The sequence below is a fragment of the Lachnospiraceae bacterium KGMB03038 genome, from assembly GCA_007361935.1.
Taxonomy (GTDB): Bacteria; Bacillota; Clostridia; order Lachnospirales; family Lachnospiraceae; genus Massilistercora.
Genome location: CP041667.1, coordinates 1282564 through 1302553, shown reverse-complemented (window position 1 = coordinate 1302553; position 19990 = coordinate 1282564). Strand labels below are relative to the sequence as shown.

Genomic DNA, 19990 nt, shown 5'->3' with positions numbered 1-19990 from the left:
TTTCCATATCTTTACAAGTTCGGATCTGTTGGATCCCAAGTCTGACCTGCCGGAATCTTAATTGTTGTCGGCTTCCCAAGCGGCCCCGGACTAGAAGAATCATATATAACTACTTTTGTGCCACTCTTACAATTATCATAAATCCACTTCGCATCTCGTACACATAAACGAACACATCCATGTGAAGCCGGCGATCCTAATTTATTGTAATCAGAAGCCTTTAAATTATAGCTTGTCATATTACGTCCAGCGACTGAATGAAAAAGAATTCCCCCCACAATTCTGGTACAATATTGTCCATAAGAAGGGCCCATAAGTGTATGCCACCTATATTTATTTGAAGTATAAAATGTTCCTTTCGGTGTTGGCGTTGATGGGAGTCCCACTGAACAAGCAAATCTTTTTACCGGAATAATATATCCGTTATTTCCGTCTTTCGCATATACGGTAACTGTACAACATTGCCGATTCACCCATATCTCATAACTGGACTGTTTAGGTAAAATTCCATCCAAATCCAACTGCTTTACATTATTTATATAATAAAACTTATATCCTCCTTCGTAATACCACCCATTCTTTCCTATCGTAATAGTCTGAGTAAGGGAAATTGCTTGTCCCTCACAGTCCATAATCGCCACAGTATATTTATGAGTTCCTTGCCCCTTTATCACAAACTCATAGGTGTTTTTCTCACTATAAGGCTGAACTGTCGTTGCTTTGCCATTATATTCCTCTGTAAAACGATACAGGTAAGGTTCTCCATATCCCTTTTTAGCTTGAGCCGTTAAAGTAATCTTTTGGTTTTCCTTAACCTGCCCTGTTACATTTTTAGTAAATGTTCCTGACAACCTGTAATCTGGATGTACCACTACTTCCATAACATACTGTATAGAAATAGACTGCCCTTCTTCATCTCGGATAGCCAAATTGTAAATATGCTTGCCTGGTTTCGTCGTTCGGAAGGTATACGTTTCTTGAGGACCATATGGCTGCACTGTCACAGCCTGACCATTATATACTTCTGTAAAACGATACTCTACCTTTCCATATCCTCCAGTATGTGAGCCTGTCAAAGTAATCGTTCTGTCTACATATTCCCTATTCGTCTTACTGCTCTCTATTTTCCCTGACAACTTATATTTAGCTTCCACCTGTACTGTTAACGCAAACGTTGTACTAACTTTCTGCCCTTCTTCATCAGACACAGCCAAATGATAGGTATGGACACCTGGACCAGTTGCTTTAAACGTATAAGTGTTCCCAGTCTCATAAGGCCTTATTGTTGTTGCCACTCCATTATACACTTCTGTAAAACGGTATTTCACCGTCCCATATCCTCCAGTATGAAACGCCTGCAACGTTATCTGATCACGGATATAAACTTTGCTTCCTTGAGCACTTGTCAACTGCGCTTCCAACTTATATTCCGAGGGCACAGTAACATTTACAGAATACGTTGTACTGACCGCCTGCCCCGCCTCATCGCGTACTGCCAAATGGTAAGTATGGACTCCTGGACCGGTTGCTCGAAATGTATATTCTTCCTCCTCGCTATATGCTTGAACTGTTACCGCCTGGCCGTTATAAACTTCTGTAAAACGATACTCTACCTTCCCATATCCTCCAGTATGTATGGCTCGTAACGTCACGCTATCCTTTATCTTTACTGTATTCCCGCTATCTGATACAAGAACTCCCGTAAGTTTTTTGGAAGTCTCAACTTGCACATTAATACTGTATTTAGTACTAACCGCCTGCCCTTCCTCATCACGTATCGCTAAATGGTAAGTATGGACTCCTGGGCCTAATGCACTAAATGTATATTCTGGATTCTCGCTATATCCCTGTACCGTTTTGGTCTCTCCATTATAAACTTCCGTAAAACGATACTCTACCTCTCCATATCCTCCAGTATGGCCGGCCGTCAATGTGACTTCCTCCCGCACATCCGCCGTTGTCCCTGTACTGCTGCTCAATGTCCCGCTGAGTTTTTTACTGGATGGAATCTGAACATTAATACTATACTTAGTACTAACCGCCTGCCCTTCCTCATCACGTATCGCCAAATGATAAGTATGGACTCCTGGGCCTAATGCACTAAATGTATATTCTGGATTCTCGCTATATCCCTGTACTGTTTTGGTCTCTCCATTATAAACTTCCGTAAAACGATACTCTACCTCTCCATATCCTCCAGTATGGCCGGCCGTCAATGTGACTTCCTCCCGCACATCCGCCGTTGTCCCTGTACTGCTGCTCAATGTCCCGCTGAGTTTTTTACTGGATGGAATCTGAACATTAATACTATACTTAGTACTAACCGCCTGCCCTTCCTCATCACGTATCGCCAAATGGTAAGTATGGACTCCTGGGCCTAATGCACTAAATGTATATTCTGGATTCTCGCTATATCCCTGTACCGTTTTGGTCTCTCCATTATAAACTTCCGTAAAACGATACTCTACCTCTCCATATCCTCCAGTATGGCCGGCCGTCAATGTGACTTCCTCCCGCACATCCGCCGTTGTCCCTGTACTGCTGCTCAATGTCCCGCTGAGTTTTTTACTGGATGGAATCTGAACATTAATACTATACTTAGTACTAACCGCCTGTCCTTCCTCATCACGTATCGCCAAATGGTAAGTATGGACTCCTGGGCCTAATGCACTAAATGTATATTTTGGATTCTCGCTATATCCCTGTACCGTTTTGGTCTCTCCATTATAAACTTCCGTAAAACGATACTCTACCTCTCCGTATCCTCCAGTATGGCCGGCCGTCAATGTGACTTCCTCCCGCACATCCGCCGTTGTCCCTGTACTGCTGCTCAATGTCCCGCTGAGTTTTTTACTGGATGGAATAGACACGTTAATGATACATTTTGCATTTGCAGCATTTCCCTCATCGTCTTTTATAGCTAAAGTGAAAGTATGGATACCTTCTCCCTCTGCTTTAAATGTATACGTATTGTTCTTACTATATGCCTGTACAGTCTTTACCACACCATTATAAGTCTCTGTAAATCGATATACTATTCCGTCTGCACCGCCGCTCGAATCTGCTGTTAAAACAACTTCTTCTCCTATCCCGGCATTGTTTCCAGAACTGCTCGTAAGGCTACCTTGCAGTATAGCTTTTTTCTTCACCGACACACTTGGTATGTCTGCTACATTGGAAGGTAAATTCCCTGTTTTGTTTTCTTCCGGTTCTTGTGTCAAAATAGAATTTCCTTCTGCCGCATCATTCCCTGATAAATTCTGATCTGACCCCTGATCCTTTTCCGAATCAGACTCATAATCAGGGAGCTCTTCTTTCGCTAGTACATGAATGGTATATGTCTTTGTAATCACCTGACCATCTATGTCCCTGGCAGCAACTTCAAAGATATATTCCCCAGCCTCTTCGGCATGAAATACATAACTGTTTTCCAACGAAAAATCCTTTAATATTGTTCCTCCGTTCGTTCCCGCTTCGCTCTCACTTTGCAAAAGGCTAAAACGGTATTCATAATAAGTGTCTCTGCCCTCTGCGACTTGCGCAGATAATGTAACTGCATCTCCACAATAAATATCATTTCCCGCAGAATCATCTGTAATTTGCAGTATTGCCTTATTTATTTCCTCTGCATTCAGCGGAAAATAACTCGATGTAAAAATAATCACTACCGCCAAAAAACCTGCTAGTATCTTTGCACATCGACTTTTCATGTACAGCCCCCCTTTGTCTGCTTACCGATATGCCACCACACCAGCAATCGGAATGCTTTCTTTATTTGCCAACTCAATACTTCGCTGTATTTCTTGATAGTACGAATCAGCATATTTCTCTATGAAAATTATTATATCACATAATCGCGCCCGTTCAACTGCCTCTGCCGAAAAATTGATCGGCTTTAATTCTATCACTTCGACCAACATCTCTCTCTTTTTTACTTCTTCATTTAAACTATTGACGATTTTATCAATATAGCGATACTTCAAGCTGCTTGTCGTCAGGCCAACCCTTTTCCAATGATTCTTTTCACATTGATTCAATATTGTATTAATCATATAAACAAATCGTTCTTGCTTAATCTCACTTTTTTTCATTGCTTTCTTCACTGTCTTCCTCCTTTCTTATCAATCCAAATCTCTGCCAAAACATCCAACCCTAATTCTGTAAAATCGCTTTTTCTATTAATTGTCGGCTTAAACAAACAGATGGCAAAAACAATAACGCAAGACAGTAACAAAAAGCAAACAAACGCAACTATCGCAATCTTCTTTACAGACCATTGCTGTCTCTCCGCAAGAGATTGCGTTTGTTCTGTATTTATTGAAACAATTTCTTCTGATTCGGATACAACAACTACATCCACCTTGCTGTTTTCCGCTCCAGCCACATCCCTGATCCATTCCATATAAATAGCCAAAATATCTTTAGAAAATTGCATATCTGGTGTCCTGACAAGAAGATACATTCCCACTTCATCTTCTTTTATTCCGACAGTCACAAATTGCGTGAATGACTTTGATGTAATCTGCTCTTCCGTTATTGTATTATCAAAAATGTCCACAATTGCCGGCTTTCCATATTCCCGTACAATTTTGTCGGATGTATATTTCTGGCAAGCGGTTCCGGTAATAGTATCTTTGTATATGCCACTTAAAACTTTCGAGGAAAGCTGTGTGTCAGTCCCTGTATAATCAAGATAAAAATCAATTCTTGCACATTGAAGTTCTGTAGAATTCCCAGTTTCAATGTTTAACTGCTCCACTTCTACCGGATAAAAATGAACTAAAGTTGATACAAATATTGTCAAAAATATACTTGAAATCAGCATTTTCCATTTATATTTCCATATCCCAACAAAAACATCTTTCAACCCAAAATGTTCAAACATTCTTTTTCTCCTTTATTCTGCACCTCATATTTTTTACAACACAATGCCGCTCCTAAAAAACACATCAGAATCACTGCCCAAAATTGCATTTGTACAATAAAATTTAGGAAACCTGTTGCTTCTGCCCTTGGCGCAAAAAACACTTCTGTCAACATAAGAAGAATTATAATTCCACCTAAGCAATATTTCTTTAAAATCCTTATTCCTATAACCAGCACTAACGCCAAAACAAAACTATATAAAATTATTCCTATATATCCATAATCCACATATGTTTCGAGTAGATAAGATGAGCCCCAACCTTGTCCCGCTAGATATTTATCACCTTTTGAGATATAAGACATATTATGTGAAAAATTATTACTTAACATTGCATTCCGAATACTATTCACATTATCTAGTGGCACTGCTCCAAAAAATTTCTGGGCAATAGTTCCGTGCAGAAAGTAGTCAACAATTCCACCAAATGTATAATTACGAAAGGCTCTCTGAGGTAGTTGATCAATACAATTATATCCAATCATCAACACCTCAAAGGAAACCCCTTGCCCATAAAAAAAGTTTACAAACATCTTTCCCAAACCATGTACTGCTATCTCAGTGCCACTACGAATATATGAATACGCTCCCATAAATATCAAGACAACTGGAATCGCAATTGTCAAGCCAACCTTTTCAAATTTTCCTATCCACTTCTCTTTCTGATCAGCTGCACTCCTAATACAAAAATATATAAAAACAAAAATACCATTTAACATAATGGGGTTTCTCATTCCAATGAGCAGACTTGGGACTGCTGACAGAAAGTAAAGTCCTAATGGAATAACCACACATTTCTTCTTAGGAAAGGTTGCAAGAAATATGCACAGGCTATATTTCATAAACGATGCTACTAGATGAATGATATATGGAAGATGGCTAGCAAAGGAAGTATAATACTCCGTATAACTCCTTCCTCTCATAAACCACAGCTTTTCAAATTCTCCTATCATATACGCAGACATTGAAATAAAAAAAACAATTTCCGATATAATTCTCAAATTACTCAAAAATACTTCTCTTTGTTTTTTTCGTTTTTCTGCTTCATATATAATATGTCCTTTCTCTCGAAGATTTTCTGCTATCTCTCCGCCAACAAATAAAAACAACAAACTTAATTCCAAAGCCAATAATGCAAAATCAAATGCTGCATTCCCATAATCTTTTACATATTTATTCCACCAAGAAAGATTTGTACAAAACTCGATAAATGGCCTAGAAAGTAAAAAAACAAAAACTGTAACATGAAACATAAGGAGAGCAATTCTGTCCTTAAGATTCTCAAAACAAAAGATAACGTTGTTAAGAAACAAACTCATGATTGACAAAAATGCGAAGTTATATAACGACAATGCCCAGCCTATTATCGCGAAAATCACCGCTAATACAAAAAATGAATAACGTATGCATTTTTTCATTTTATTTATTGCCAGCCTTTCTTAGGGATAAACATATATCACTCCAATTATGTCCATATTTAAAAGATTCATTTTTTCAGCTAATTTTTCGACATCTTCTATATGATCATCATTAATGCTAATTACTAGAACAATTTTATTATCCTCTCCACCTGTTGCCTTTATCCCCCCCATTTCAGCTTCCTTAACTATAGCTCCTCCTATCTTTTCACTACAGTAATCGGATACTTGTTTTATAAAACCTGGGGCAATTTTTTTCCCACACACTTTAACCAAAGCCACCTGTTCAAAACCTTTGGTTTTCATGTATTCTGGTAGGATAAGATCCTCTTTTTGATTAGTTTTTTTCCTAGGCTTCAACTCTCCTAAAACAGGCTTCTCTTTTAATTGGTCCACTTCATCCTTACTGCGGATATACCTATCCTTTAACATCAAGAAAAAGATAACCAAAACTGCCCCCATCAGAAAAAGGCATAAAATAAAAACATTTTTTACAGACAGCACGCCCGCTTCTTTTGTATTGCCACTATCTTCTATAAGGTTTTCTTGATCTGTTCCTTGCAATATAGTGAGTGTTGCATTTTTTTCTAACAAACTCATCTTATTTATCAATAAATCGGAATAAATTTGCGAAAGAGCTATCACTTCATTTGCGTTTTCTCCCTCTACTACACATACCAAAAGTCTGTCTGTCGCTTCTAAATCAACTTGATTCACATTAAATTGATAATTCTCAAATCCTGCATCCAGCATTTCTTTATTAATTTCCTCGATACTTGTCTGTGTCTTCATCAACTCTATAGCCATCTCGGAAAGTTCTGTATAGTTCGGTTTTTCACTTTTTTCTTTTAGCACCTCTGCTAATAACTGGTCACCCGATTTCCCTTCGTCAATATTTTCTCCATTTTCTTCAAAGCAAAAGACCATTTCGGCAGAAACAGTTGTTTCTCCTTCGATTCCTTGACCTGTCCCTGACCATATGATCACAGCAATTGCAAGCAAAATTCCAACAGCTATGATCCACCAAAAGCGTATCAAATTATCTCTCAGCTTTGCGAACGTAATTACAATCTCATTCTTCTCTGATATCTCCATATATCCGCTACTCCTTTTTCCTACTTATATAAAATTTCTAATTTCTCCTGCAACTATGGCAATCTCTTCCTCAGTTAAATAAGGATGCATCGGAAGAGATAGTACCGTACTGCATAAGTTTTCAGTAATTGGACATTCTATATAATTTTCATTTTCTTCAAATGCCTTCTGACAATGCATCGGTTTAGGATAATAAACCATCGTTGGAACTGCCCGCTCCTTAAGATACTGCTGTAGGCTTTCTCTTTGCTGATTAGATTCCAGTCTTAACGTATACTGGGCCCAGCTGGAATAATAATCATTTGGCACCTTAGGGGTATTTACAATGTCTCCTAACAACTGCGTATATCTTTCGGCTGCTCTATTCACCGCCTCCAGCTCATATTCTCTAAATGCTTTTAATTTTACCTGAAGGACTGCCGCCTGTATTGTATCCAGCCGAGAGTTCCAGCCAATCCGCACATTATCATATTTGTAATTTCCCTTTCCGTGAACCTTTATTGACCTTAAGTACTCATTCATCTTATCATCATTTGTAAAAATTGCCCCACCGTCTCCGTAGCATCCTAATGGCTTTGCCGGGAAAAAAGAAGTTGTTGCCGCATCGCCGAAACTACATGCCCGCCTTTCTCCAATCCGGCCGCCAAATCCCTGAGCTCCGTCTTCCAGTAAAAGTAAATTATATTTTTCTGCAACTTTTTCTAGTTCCGGGTAATTCGCCGGTTGTCCAAACAGATCAACAGCAATGATTGCTCTCGGCCTTAATTCCCCTTGCTTAATTACATTGTTAATACATTTTTCCAAAGAACTTACATTAGCGTTAAATGTGTCTTGACAAACGTCATAAAATACAGGTGTAGCCCCCTCAAACGCCACCACTTCACCGGAAGCAAAAAATGTAAAATCTGGCACAAATACGGCGTCTCCTCTCTGAATATTCCATGCCATTAATACCATTGTTAAAGCATCTGTTCCATTCGCACATGTAATACAATGCTTTACTCCAACATATTCCGCCAACTGTTCTTCCAGTTCTGCGATCTGTGTTCCCCCAATAAAATTCCCATCTGAAAGGACTTTCTGGATGCTTTTATCTATCTCTTCTTTCAACCTATTATACTGCGCTCCCAAATCTCTAAATTTCATAATATCTTACCTCCTGCAATTTGAACGATTATATAACTTCCCAATAATATGAAAACATACGAAAATACAAATCGAACATATTTTCTTATTGGATACTGCATATAATAAAGGGATATCCCCATTATTATTATTTGAAAAAATGTCTCTTCTGCTGTATAAATCACAATCGTCTTGATTAGTCCCCAATCCATAACTGCCGACAATGAAAAAACGATTAAATTAAGTAATACTTTTATAATAACACTAAATAAATTTATTTTTTTCTTATCCACTAAGATTAATGTGCCACTGAGACATGTATTACAGAAATATATTAAATAATATATCCCCAGAATTCCCATATAGTCTCCCGCAACTCGCCAATCTTCGCCAAGAAAAAAGGCACAAATCGGCTCTCCCCATACCATTAAGATAAAAATTGGAACTATTGCAATATTGACACTTACTTTTATAAGTTTAAACGCAAAGGTTCCGGCTTCTTCTTTCTTTCGGAGTTTTTCTGCCGCTGTTCGGTAATATACATTATTAATTGGTGTTGCCAATAAAGACACTGGCATACTCAATATTTTACAAGCCATCGTATATCCTCCCAGCATGGCACTTCCAAACATTCGTCCCAAAAACTGTGTAGGAAATTGTGTTGACAAAATAGAAATAAAATTGGACGGCATCTGAATCAATGGAAATGAACGATATTTTTTCAAAATATCGTTTACCATCTTTATTGAATATTTACCTGTGAACGGATTCGCATGAAAGCAAAGAAACGCTATCGTAAGAAGAGTCCCGCACACCGTTCCAAGCATATATCCAAATGTTTTCATCCCTATTAATCCAAATATGATACTTAATCCTACATTTGATATTGCATAAATAATAGGATTCCAAAATAAAGCCTTGTATTTTTTTCTTCGATTTGCGTATGCATAACATATACTTTGAGCATTATATAAAATCAAATAAAAGTATAATAAAACACATGCCCCTATGTAGCTTTGTTCTATTTCAAATAATTGATATTTATCTTTAATTATCAGTAAGACAAAAACTCCTAATGTGCTTCCCACCACAACAGAAGTGAATATTGTTTTACAGATTGCCTTTGCCTCTTCTTCACTAGCAGGTAACATAATCGCTGTAATCATTCCCAAACAAAGAACCCCTAAATAAATAGAGGCAGAAGAAATAATCAAATCATATTCTCCCATTTCCTTAGGACTGAAAACACGACTTAAAATCGGCAATAATATTGTATTTAATCCATAACCGATTAGGCTTCCACTTGCAATTGTACTAATACTTTTAATAATCTCAGATTTGAAAACTGAATTTGTCAACTTTTTTAACATATTTCTCGTACCAAGACAAAATAAAATATCTGCATTCTCTAGAATTATCTATGCTTTCTAATTCTTCATAATACATTAATAGATTCAATTATATTCTATTTCTGACTCCAAAGTCGTCCTTATAATTGTAGAATATGCACAGAATTACTAAAACGGTAAATGTTCCAAAAATAAGCGGATCTATGAGACTTCCGTCATTTAGTAAAAATATAGAAAAAAAACTCATACTGACAGTAAACGAATACCCGTTCAATTTTGCACAGTGATCCAAAACTATTAAAACAAACGCAAACAGTATTAAAGCCAAAAAAATTCCTAAAATTCCAAATCGGTAATATCCTTCAGCCAAAAATCCCGTATTAGAATTCATCTCCGGTTTATCAAAATATACTGTTGATATGATGACTCCTATCTTCTCTTCATATGGAGAGACTAATTCTAAAAATTTCCCCCACAAAGTCCCTGCCAACCCAATTTTGGGATTTTGCGAAAAGAAATCATAGTATACAAATTTTAAATTGGCTGGCAAAATTAATACTCTTCTTACAAATAGATCATAAATCCGATAAATTATTTCTGAGCAAGCACTGCCAATTGTAACCATCACTGTTCCTATAGATAACCCTGCAAACAAAAAAATCTCTATTTTTTTCCAATTTGATATAATACACATACCTATCACAAGCGGAATAATAAAAAGCAATGCCTTTTGCGCAGAATATAAATATGCAATTAATTGCAGTATACAGAAAAAAGCCATAGAAAAAAATCTTTTTCTTTTATATTCTCTAATAATAAAGAATGGAGTAATTATTGTATATTGCCAGTAGAATAAGTACCAAACATATTTATTTAATTCAAATTCCTTTCTTATCTCATATACTCTATAAATATTTAATGCCTCAAGGCTGAACATTCCATTTTCTATAATCATATCCACATACACAACACACGTTATCAAACAGAAAGCTATAACCAATACTTTTGAGGCAATATTAATTTGAGGAAGCTGGACATCTTTAGAAACAAAAACCAATACTTCTGCTAGCGCAAAAGCCAAACAAACGACAGTATAATAAAATATTTTCTCATCACTAAAAGCAAAAATAACAGTAATTGGAATGATAGCGATCATATATTGAAATTGTAAAAAAAAGGTAGATGGTTTCCTTTCGTTATGCCTAATCAGCGCAAATAATATCATAATCCATAATAAACCATATATAAATTTATAAAAAGAAAACTCAAATCTATAAGTTGATGTATTTTTATATGCCTCTTGCAAAAGATACCAAAAGCCCATCTCTAAAGCCAATTTATACACTAAAGCAATCAACAAAAAATATATATATGCCTTCAAATTGTTACATTTATAAATTAAAGAATTTGACATAACAACTTGTATGATGTTTATAAAAGCAAAACATCCTATTTCCTTTCTTTTTGATCTTATAAATTAATACATTTTCAAAGCTATAGACTCTTAATCATTGCCATATAGTCTTGTCTACTTAATAGAAATGCCTTTCTACTTTCCTTATCTAAATTACCTATTATCCAAATATTTTCAAGAAATTTCTTCATTAAACACCTTTACTTCCTCTACTGCCGTCTGCTTCTCATCTCATAACAGTCATAGAGGGTCTTCTTCATCTTGACCACATTCTTATCTGTATTTTGTATTAAAAAGCTTTTACAATTTTCTGCTTGACATTTCTTTATTCTATTTCAAAATCGCTTTATCGTATTCTTTAACTACACTATCCCATGTATACTTTCCTTTCAATTTTCGCATATTTTCGCACTTTTTCATAAAGTCCTTCCCATTTTCTTGTATGTTCAATAAAACCTCTCTCAATGATTCTACATTATAATCAAATAGATAACCGCAGTCATTTTCACAAACAAATTTTTCTGGTGCCATACCCCTACAAAGCAATACCGGTACCCCGACTTCTATCGCTTCATATAACTTAATTGGATATGCAACCCGCCAATTGGGAACACTAATGTCATATGCACAGTATAGTATATCTGTATTGGAAAACAATTTTTTAGTCATTGTTTGATAATCATAATATCCCGTTACACACACATTTCTATAACAACTTTCTATTTCTTTTAACTTACCGTAAGCTTCTCCCATCCCATGGATTCCAATTGAAATTCTCTCTAATCCATCCGCAGCATCCATTAACATTTTTAAAGACTTTACATCTCGGACACTACCAATATAATTAATCCGAATTTTATCGCTCTTGACATGCTCTATATCAGAATAATTTTTCGCCTCTGGATAATTAGGAATGTAAAGAATTTTTTTTCTATTCCTCTTCTGTGTCGTATCAAATTGGACTTGTCCCACATGGACTAATGTATCACTTTCATTTTGTACCCAGTGGCTAATTCTTTTAATTACTCCTCGTTTCAATCTACTTAATGTTTGTCCTTCATACCATTCACGCATAACAAAAACAACGGAGAATTTCTTTTTTCTGTTAACAACACATGCTGCAAAAGCCATTTCCAAATTATGTGCAATCAAATAAGTTCTTTCGTCCGTTTTTAACTGATTTTTAAGCCAAATAATAAATTTCAAAAACCACAGAGCATAAATAATACTCCTAATCTTTTTAATAAACACATTAGTATTTAAAAGCTGTTCCATATTGGCCGACTTACATAGAAAATGCTTAACCGGTATCCCATCTATGCTATTCTCTATAGTTCCTTTTCCAATAACTTTTCGCTGAAGTATAAACACTTCAACTTCATGCCCTTGTTTTTGAAAATATTTAGCTTCTTGCATTGGCCTATGCTCATAAAATTGAAGGCTGTCATATGGATTAAGTACAATCAATCTAATCTTACGCAATGTAATTCTCCTGCCTCCTAATACTTTCTAAATTTCAAAATGAAATGTACTAATTGGTTAAATGCAGATTTTTTAAATTCATCATGTGACCGTGGCTTTTCCTCCATAATTTGATTAAATTCATCTCTAGTCAAACCTAAATAATTTAATATATATGATATGTCTTTCTCCAAATCATCTTTATTATATAGTGGTTCCTCAAGTTTTTTTAATGCTTGATCTCTTGTCATCTGTCCACTCAAAATCATACTCGAATAATGCGATTTTCTTTTATCCACATGAAACTTCTCTGGCAAATAATATCTTTGCATAAATTTAGTAAATATGGATTCGCAATGTTTATCACCATAATACTCAAAACCACAAGCTGCGTTCAACTTAGAAAGCGCATCTGCCGCTTCATATTTAACATAATTCAATAATTTTAATGTTTTTATTCTATAAAAGTATTGATATTTAATTCGTTTATCAAATATAGAAATCAACGGCAATTCTTTTGTCAATTTTAACTTTCCATATTTTTTGTGTATATCTTTAATATGCACTTTATCAGATGCATCATAACTATTTCCTTTTTGAAGAATAGATTCTAATGCAAAATTGCTACCTGACAAAAAATAAGAAATATGATTTTGTCTTGCATACTTATATAAAGTTGCAAATAGCACATTATCTTGGGGAATTGCAATATTAGGAACTCCTGCTCTTAAAAAGGCTTTTGTTACATCCGCAAACAAAGGTTTGTTAGGTTTTTCAATAATTAAATCTATATTAAAAGATTCCGCAATTCTTTTAATGTTTCTCTGTGTAATTTCCGTATCAAATCCGTCATCAATATGGACTGCAAGCATCCTCAATCCATACTGATGCCCTATATAAGCCAAATACGAAGAATCTAAGCCGCCAGAAAGACCTATCATACAATCATATCTTTCCTTTTTTCTTTCTTCTTTAATTTTTCTTACAATTTCCTCCAGCCTTTTCTTACCCTCATTATTAGGAAAATAGCATTGACGATTTGCCTCTTCTGCCGCTTTGCAATAATTACAGATTCTGTTCTCATCAAATATGATATACGGATCTCCCACGTTATCCATCACACATCTTTTACATATTATTTTCTCCATTTCGTATCTCCTCATCTACTACAATACTTTTTGATATAAGTTTAAAAGCTTTTTTGCCTCATTTTCCCAAGAAAACTTTTCACACACAGCTTTCCTTCCATTTTTCCCCATAATTTTTGCCTCTTTTGGTCTGCTTAATAAATTTTGAATAGCCGCCGCAATGTCGCTTTCATTATTAGGATCTACACATAGACCGCACTGTACTTCTTCAATTACCTCCGCCCAAACAGGAAAATTAGACGCGATAACAGGAATTCCTGCCGCCATATATTCAAACATTTTTATTGGTAAAGAATATCTATGGTTTGGTGTGTCTTTTAAAGTAACCATACCAACGCAACTTCTATTGTATAACTTGCTAATCCCTTCCCGATCCAAATATCCAACATAATTTACCTTATCCCAACCTGGCAAACTCATCAATTTTTCTTTATATTCTTCACTTAACGATCCTGCAATATTCAATTTCACGTCAAGGCCAGATATAGCTTTAATTAAAGTTGTAATTCCCCTTTGTTCTGTAACGCCTCCAGCATAACAAATCACATTTCCCCTCTCCTCATAATCATCCAACTTACATTGTATATCATTTAGCAATGGGAAATTTTTTACAACTACCACTTTGCAATGATAGTTTTTAAAAATTCCCGCAATATGTTCCGTCACTGTAACAACACAATCTAAGCGCTTTGCCACTTTCTTTTCATATTTTTCATAAATTTTCGAAACCGCCTTCCTTAATTTAGAAGGAATCCAATATTTTGCTAGTATCTGCCTTGGCACATCTTCATGACTGTCATAAATTACTTTTTTGCCTTTCTTTTTCAGCTTTAAACCATACGGGAGCAACTCCGGATCATGAAAATGATATACATCTGCATTTTCTTTTAAGGCCAATTTATAGACCTTTCTTCCCATAAATAACATCCGCCTAAGTCGGTTAGAGCCAGACATTCCTATTCCTTTAATTTGAATATTCTTCTCAACTCGATCTTCTCCAGGAGCTATCAAGACAACCTCGTATCCATTATCAGCTAGTGTTACACACTCTTTGTAAAAAATCCGGATATCCTTATTTGGATGAACACTTGTCATATGACAAACTTTCGCCATTTTCCTTCTCCTCTTCAGAATCTTTATAATTACATTGACTTCCTAATTCTCACATTTTTGCAAATTCTTCTACGATTTTACAGTAATACTTTTTACCCTTTACTTCAAAAAATTCTTTTGTAAAATTTAGAATATATAACTGCATTCAAATGCTCGTAACTTAATCCTGTGTTTCTATCGCTTCATACAACTCTTTTTCTATATGTTTTGTAAGTTCTTTATAATCAAAGTCTTCCCTCAATTTTTCAAACCTACCATAATATAACTCATATTCTTCTTTAGGCATTTGCGCAAACTTAATCATCACATCTGCATATTCTTCCTTCGTGAAATATTTACTAACGCCCAGATTATATGTTTGAATTAAATCATAATTTGTCGGAAGATTGCTTAATATAGGTTTGCCCGCAGCAATATAATCAAACAATTTATTCCAACTACACCCATATCGAACTAAATTGTTTTTTTTGACATTAATTAAGTTTAAATTTGCGCAGCTCAAAATATATGGAATATACTTTTTCTCCACTCTTCCCTTGAAACTTACTGGTAAATTTTGTTCTTCACATTTTTTTTCTAAGCTTGCTCTTTCCGTTCCATCTCCAAACACTAAAATTTTTATATTATCTATATTTCTTTTCTTCAAAAGCGCCGCCGCCTCAATTACATCACCAAGATGATTTACCAGGCGTATCGATCCAACATAGATAATTTTAAATATCTTTTCATCTTCAAGGTCGGGATCTTTCCATCTATATTTTTCTCTATTAATATTAAATTCTTCCAAATCAACCCCATTATTAATATAACCGACCTTATTAAGATCTATTTTCTTTTCCCATCTCTTATCTCGAATATAATCCTTTCCGCCCGGAAATGTGAAAATCAATCTATCCGCCCATATATATATTAATTTTTCCAATTGATACAGTGCTTGAATAATCAAGTTTTTTCTGGACATGCCACTATATTCTACAATTGACTCCGGCCATAAATCTCTCACCTCAACAAGTGAAGCAACTCTTTTCTTCTTACTAAATAGCAAAGCAGAAAACGCAACTAACAAATCCGGTGATGAAGCATAAATAACATCTGGTTTTTCTGTTTTTATAAACCTAGACATACATTTCCATACTTTAAACGGGAAATCTATCATATTAATAATCCTGTCTATCCCGTTTCCTTTGTAGTCCCGGCTTCGTACAAACGTATATTCTATTCCATCTACTTTTTTTTCTTTGTACAATGCTTTGTCAGTTATTATATTAATATCTGTATTATGGATTTTACTTGATGTAAAAATCCGCACTGTATGTCCGCTTTTTTGCAAATATTTCGAAAAATAATAATGCCTTACAAGGCCTCCCATGCTTGGGGGAATTGCATAATGATTTACAATCCATATATTCATCGAAATTCTCCTTTTACTAAACAAGTTTATTACTGTTTAATTTTGCTTTTTAAATCCTCAATAAACCTTTGATGGTCAATAGCAAAATTCCCTGTAACACTCTTGTTCTTCTCAACATTCTTTGTCACAACAGCACCTATATTAGCTCTGCAATTTTCTCCGATATGCAAACCGTTACTAATTGTGGAAGAAAAACCTATCCATGTATCCGGTCCAATGATTGTACGCCCTCCAATTCCAGATTGTGCAACCACCATGGTCTTTTCCCGCACTTTAACTGCATGCGCTATGTGAACCAAGTTGTCAACTTTACAATAATCTCCTATTTCTGTGTCATCCCATGGGTAAACTGCTCTATCTATACATGAATTATATTGAATTTCCACATTTTTCCCGATTTTGACTCCTCCCAAATGCTTAACAGCCTCAATGTCATCACCTGTTCTCTTAAATTCAAATCCTTCTCCACCAATTTTAGCCCCGGCACGAATAACGGAGTTATCTCCAATTACCGTATTACTTCGAATCACGACAAACTCTTCAATGATAACGTTATTTCCAATGATAACATTGCTGTCTGCAATAACTGCTTTATCAGAAATAACAGTTCCTTTGCCAATCTGTGTTTTCATTTCTTTTCGGATATAATCACTGTTTTTAGCCAAATAATTATGAATGTGAAAAAAGAGAAGGCGAGGATTTTCCGTAATACAAAGACCTATACTTTTTTTAGAGAATTTCTCCGCAAGGTCTTTCGTAACAATAAGCATAGTTACTCTATCAGTTACCAAATCCAAATATTTTTCCCCAACCAAAAATGAACAGATTTTTTGATCTATTTCTGATGCTAACAATCCTAATGTATCAAACGCTTGCTCCCTATAGATTTGATAACTCGCATCAGGAACCCCTGCTTCAGCTAATATTCTACTAAGTAACATTTTTCTCTCCTTTTTACTCTTGTCCAACAATAAATACATAATTTGTTGTCGCAGATCCTCCAATATTTAACATCATCCCATTATGCGCATTTCTGACTTGATATGACTGAGCCTTGCCACTTACTTGTTTATATAAATCCAAAAACATCCTGACTCCGCTTGCTCCTACCGGATGTCCACAACCGATCAGTCCGCCACTTGGGTTGATTGGCTTTTCTCCGTCGAATGCAATCAGTCCACTTTCTATCGCCTCAAATTCTTTTCCAGGATCAGTAAGACCAAATGCTGATATCGCTGCATACTCACTGGAAGTAAAGCAGTCATGAGTCTCAAAAACATCTATATCCGCTACTGTCATTTCCGCCCTTTTATACGCCTCTTCAACAGCTTTTCTCGTCCACGGAAGAACATATTCACTATCTTTATTTTCTGCTAACTTTTTTGAAAAGAGCATCGGTGCAACACGATGTCCGTATCCTTTTATAATAGGCAGCTTTTTATCAGGCAATACTGCATTTTTATACTTTTCGGATACAAGAACAACCATAGCTGCCCCATCTGTCACTTGAGAACAATCCGATGAAGCCAGGCGGCCTCCCACATAAGGATTCGTTTCAGACCCACGCATATTTGCCTGCTCTTCATTCATAAACCACTTTCTCGTCTGCGCATACGGATTCCGTTTAGCGTTCTGATAATTTATGCTTGAAATTCGAGCCAAATTCTCCATAAATCTCTTTTCGTCTAAATCATACTTTTCAATTATTGCATCCGCAAGTTGTCCAAACAGATTTGGGAATGGAAAATCTATCCCTCTTCCCTCTTTTTCATAATAAGCTGCACATCCAAGGAAGTCTCCTCCTGTCTTTGCATCTACAGTTTTCATTAATTCCCACCCCACCACAACAGCAACATCATAATCTCCTGTCCGTATTTTTGTCGCCGCGGCATCAAGCGCAACAGAACCAGAGGCACATGCAGCCTCATAACGCGCGGACGGAACCCCATAAAAAATTGGATTTACTTCTGTAAGCAACGCACCCAAATGCCCTTGCCCAACATATTTTTCCGCTATAAAATTCCCCACAAAACATGCTATCTTATTATCGTGATTTAATCGTTCTATTTCTTCAGGTTCAAGACCGCTGTTTTTCATCCCTTCTTCTAACACCTCACGAAGAAGAGCAAGCATACCTTTTCCCTCTTTGCTCCAATTTCGCTCAAAATCCGTCTGTGCGCCGCCCAGAATATATACTTTCTCCATTGTAATCTCCTTATCTTTTTGCCTTAAAAAATCTCTTATAATCATATCTAGATTTTGGACTATTGGTCAGCAATGTATCAACATCCATTTCATTCCATTCTTTTTCCGTCAATACTGTTCTTGCCATTCTCTTGAATTTCTCTTTCCCGCCAAAACTTTCTATCACTGCAAGCGGCGGAATCCAAGAAAAACCAGCTGCCATTGTATCATCAGCATCATAAACTGTATATCCCACTTCACGATTAATATGCAACGAATAAACCACATACTCAACCATAAACTTCTTACAGATCTCTCCTTCTTCCGAGCAATCCTCCAAGAGTCTCGCTATTGCCTCTCCATACAGTCCATCCGAAAAATTCTTTACCATGGAAGAGGCAAACGGAACATTATAATTCTTTATGTCTCGATATTGATCAGTTTTAATATCATAAACACAATACCGCTTTTTTCCTGCCTCTGTCTGAATTGTTTTATAAAGTCCTTCTTTTGTCTTATACCCCAGGCGGCCTGCTCCAATTAACTTTTCAACATATTCCGGCAACCTAAATGCTTCTTTTGCGTAATCGTTCGTATTTTTATAAACATTATCAACGATTGCTTTATGCACATCTAAGCCCACAAAATCTGCCGTACGAATTGGCGCCATATTTCTGCCTGTAAACGGTCCCATAATTGCATCAATGTAATCTACCCCGCCTCTGTCCTTATAAATTTCGGCATATTGGACTGCAAGGTTTATCAAAAAAAACCCTATTCTATTTCCCATAAATGCCGGACAGTCTTTAACGATAACAACAGTTCTTAACAATGTTTCTTCAAGATATTTCTTGATTTCTTCCAGCTTTTTCCCCTCAACATACTCCGAGCCAACCAATTCGCACAAGGGCATATTATACGGTGGGTTGAAAAAATGCATTCCCATAAAATTGCCACGATACTGTTTCGGCAATACTTCTGCCATCTCATCAATTGACAATCCTGATGTCCCGGAACATACTAATGTATGATCAGATATATGTTTAGCTGCTTCCTTTAAAAAATCCTTTTTTAACTCTTCATTTTCTGCAATACTCTCAAAAACCAGATCCGAATGACTGATACATTCTGCCAGATCAGAATAATCTTTTGCTTCCATATTTTGTTTAATCGCATCTGCACGAACAGACTTTGCAGCACGTTTAATTGCTTCTTCAGACTTTTCTTTTGTTCTGCTAATCACATAAACATGAGCCCCACCAAACGAAGCCCATATTCCAGCTACATTACTTCCCATTGTCCCATTAGCACCCACCACTGTGACTGTTTTTATATTCATGATTCTTCC

Annotated in this window: 15 protein-coding genes; all 15 read right to left on the bottom strand. The window is 36.0% G+C overall.

Annotation, left to right across the window (positions count from 1 at the left end; genetic code table 11):
* Window positions 1-11: 11 nt before the first annotated feature.
* Window positions 12-881 carry a L,D-transpeptidase gene (locus FND36_06220; protein QDW75556.1) on the bottom strand — a complete coding sequence of 290 codons (870 nt, stop codon included), beginning with the start codon at window positions 879-881 and terminating at the stop codon, window positions 12-14.
* 2850 nt (window positions 882-3731) lie between these two features.
* Window positions 3732-4103, bottom strand: coding sequence for a hypothetical protein (locus FND36_06215; protein QDW73664.1), 372 nt, complete (start codon window positions 4101-4103; stop codon window positions 3732-3734).
* Window positions 4100-4885, bottom strand: a complete 786-nt coding sequence (locus FND36_06210; protein ID QDW73663.1) for a hypothetical protein — start codon at window positions 4883-4885, stop codon at window positions 4100-4102. The genes FND36_06215 and FND36_06210 overlap by 4 nt, the downstream gene beginning before the upstream one ends.
* Window positions 4864-6342 (bottom strand): O-antigen polysaccharide polymerase Wzy, encoded by a 1479-nt coding sequence (locus tag FND36_06205; protein QDW73662.1) that lies wholly within the window; start codon window positions 6340-6342, stop codon window positions 4864-4866. The genes FND36_06210 and FND36_06205 overlap by 22 nt, the downstream gene beginning before the upstream one ends.
* Window positions 6343-6363: 21 nt before the next feature.
* Complete coding sequence (locus FND36_06200; protein ID QDW73661.1) at window positions 6364-7437, bottom strand: hypothetical protein; 1074 nt, start codon at window positions 7435-7437, stop codon at window positions 6364-6366.
* 24 nt (window positions 7438-7461) lie between these two features.
* Window positions 7462-8583: a DegT/DnrJ/EryC1/StrS family aminotransferase gene (locus FND36_06195; protein ID QDW73660.1), complete on the bottom strand. Its 1122-nt coding sequence runs from the start codon at window positions 8581-8583 to the stop codon at window positions 7462-7464.
* The gene (locus FND36_06190) at window positions 8580-9932 is read right to left on the bottom strand and encodes an oligosaccharide flippase family protein (GenBank protein QDW73659.1); all 1353 of its coding nucleotides are present in this window, start codon (window positions 9930-9932) and stop codon (window positions 8580-8582) included. The genes FND36_06195 and FND36_06190 overlap by 4 nt, the downstream gene beginning before the upstream one ends.
* An 88-nt stretch (window positions 9933-10020) precedes the next feature.
* Window positions 10021-11271 (bottom strand): hypothetical protein, encoded by a 1251-nt coding sequence (locus tag FND36_06185; protein ID QDW73658.1) that lies wholly within the window; start codon window positions 11269-11271, stop codon window positions 10021-10023.
* Window positions 11272-11655: 384 nt separating this feature from the next.
* Complete coding sequence (locus tag FND36_06180; protein ID QDW73657.1) at window positions 11656-12807, bottom strand: glycosyltransferase family 4 protein; 1152 nt, start codon at window positions 12805-12807, stop codon at window positions 11656-11658.
* A gap of 17 nt (window positions 12808-12824) precedes the next feature.
* Window positions 12825-13949 (bottom strand): N-acetyl sugar amidotransferase, encoded by a 1125-nt coding sequence (locus FND36_06175; protein QDW73656.1) that lies wholly within the window; start codon window positions 13947-13949, stop codon window positions 12825-12827.
* A gap of 3 nt (window positions 13950-13952) precedes the next feature.
* Window positions 13953-15047, bottom strand: coding sequence for a glycosyltransferase family 4 protein (locus FND36_06170; GenBank protein ID QDW73655.1), 1095 nt, complete (start codon window positions 15045-15047; stop codon window positions 13953-13955).
* Window positions 15048-15207: 160 nt separating this feature from the next.
* Entirely contained in the window at window positions 15208-16458 is a 1251-nt protein-coding gene (locus FND36_06165; GenBank protein ID QDW73654.1) for a glycosyltransferase family 4 protein, read from the bottom strand.
* 29 nt (window positions 16459-16487) lie between these two features.
* The gene (locus FND36_06160; protein ID QDW73653.1) at window positions 16488-17399 is read right to left on the bottom strand and encodes a UDP-3-O-(3-hydroxymyristoyl)glucosamine N-acyltransferase; all 912 of its coding nucleotides are present in this window, start codon (window positions 17397-17399) and stop codon (window positions 16488-16490) included.
* A gap of 13 nt (window positions 17400-17412) precedes the next feature.
* On the bottom strand, window positions 17413-18663 hold the full coding sequence (locus FND36_06155) for a thiolase domain-containing protein (GenBank protein ID QDW73652.1): 1251 nt from the start codon (window positions 18661-18663) through the stop codon (window positions 17413-17415).
* Between the two features lie 10 nt (window positions 18664-18673).
* The gene (locus tag FND36_06150) at window positions 18674-19981 is read right to left on the bottom strand and encodes a 3-hydroxyacyl-CoA dehydrogenase family protein (protein ID QDW73651.1); all 1308 of its coding nucleotides are present in this window, start codon (window positions 19979-19981) and stop codon (window positions 18674-18676) included.
* Window positions 19982-19990 lie beyond the last annotated feature (9 nt).

Excerpts from the sequence above, each read along its gene's own strand:
- FND36_06220 (QDW75556.1), bottom strand. The coding sequence starts at position 881 with ATGGAAGTAGTGGTACATCCAGATTACAGGTTGTCAGGAACATTTACT.
- FND36_06210 (QDW73663.1), bottom strand. The coding sequence starts at position 4,885 with ATGTTTGAACATTTTGGGTTGAAAGATGTTTTTGTTGGGATATGGAAA.
- FND36_06205 (QDW73662.1), bottom strand. The coding sequence starts at position 6,342 with ATGAAAAAATGCATACGTTATTCATTTTTTGTATTAGCGGTGATTTTC.
- FND36_06200 (QDW73661.1), bottom strand. The coding sequence starts at position 7,437 with ATGGAGATATCAGAGAAGAATGAGATTGTAATTACGTTCGCAAAGCTG.
- FND36_06195 (QDW73660.1), bottom strand. The coding sequence starts at position 8,583 with ATGAAATTTAGAGATTTGGGAGCGCAGTATAATAGGTTGAAAGAAGAG.
- FND36_06190 (QDW73659.1), bottom strand. The coding sequence starts at position 9,932 with ATGTTAAAAAAGTTGACAAATTCAGTTTTCAAATCTGAGATTATTAAA.
- FND36_06175 (QDW73656.1), bottom strand. The coding sequence starts at position 13,949 with ATGAGGAGATACGAAATGGAGAAAATAATATGTAAAAGATGTGTGATG.
- FND36_06170 (QDW73655.1), bottom strand. The coding sequence starts at position 15,047 with ATGGCGAAAGTTTGTCATATGACAAGTGTTCATCCAAATAAGGATATC.
- FND36_06165 (QDW73654.1), bottom strand. The coding sequence starts at position 16,458 with ATGAATATATGGATTGTAAATCATTATGCAATTCCCCCAAGCATGGGA.
- FND36_06160 (QDW73653.1), bottom strand. The coding sequence starts at position 17,399 with ATGTTACTTAGTAGAATATTAGCTGAAGCAGGGGTTCCTGATGCGAGT.
- FND36_06155 (QDW73652.1), bottom strand. The coding sequence starts at position 18,663 with ATGGAGAAAGTATATATTCTGGGCGGCGCACAGACGGATTTTGAGCGA.
- FND36_06150 (QDW73651.1), bottom strand. The coding sequence starts at position 19,981 with ATGAATATAAAAACAGTCACAGTGGTGGGTGCTAATGGGACAATGGGA.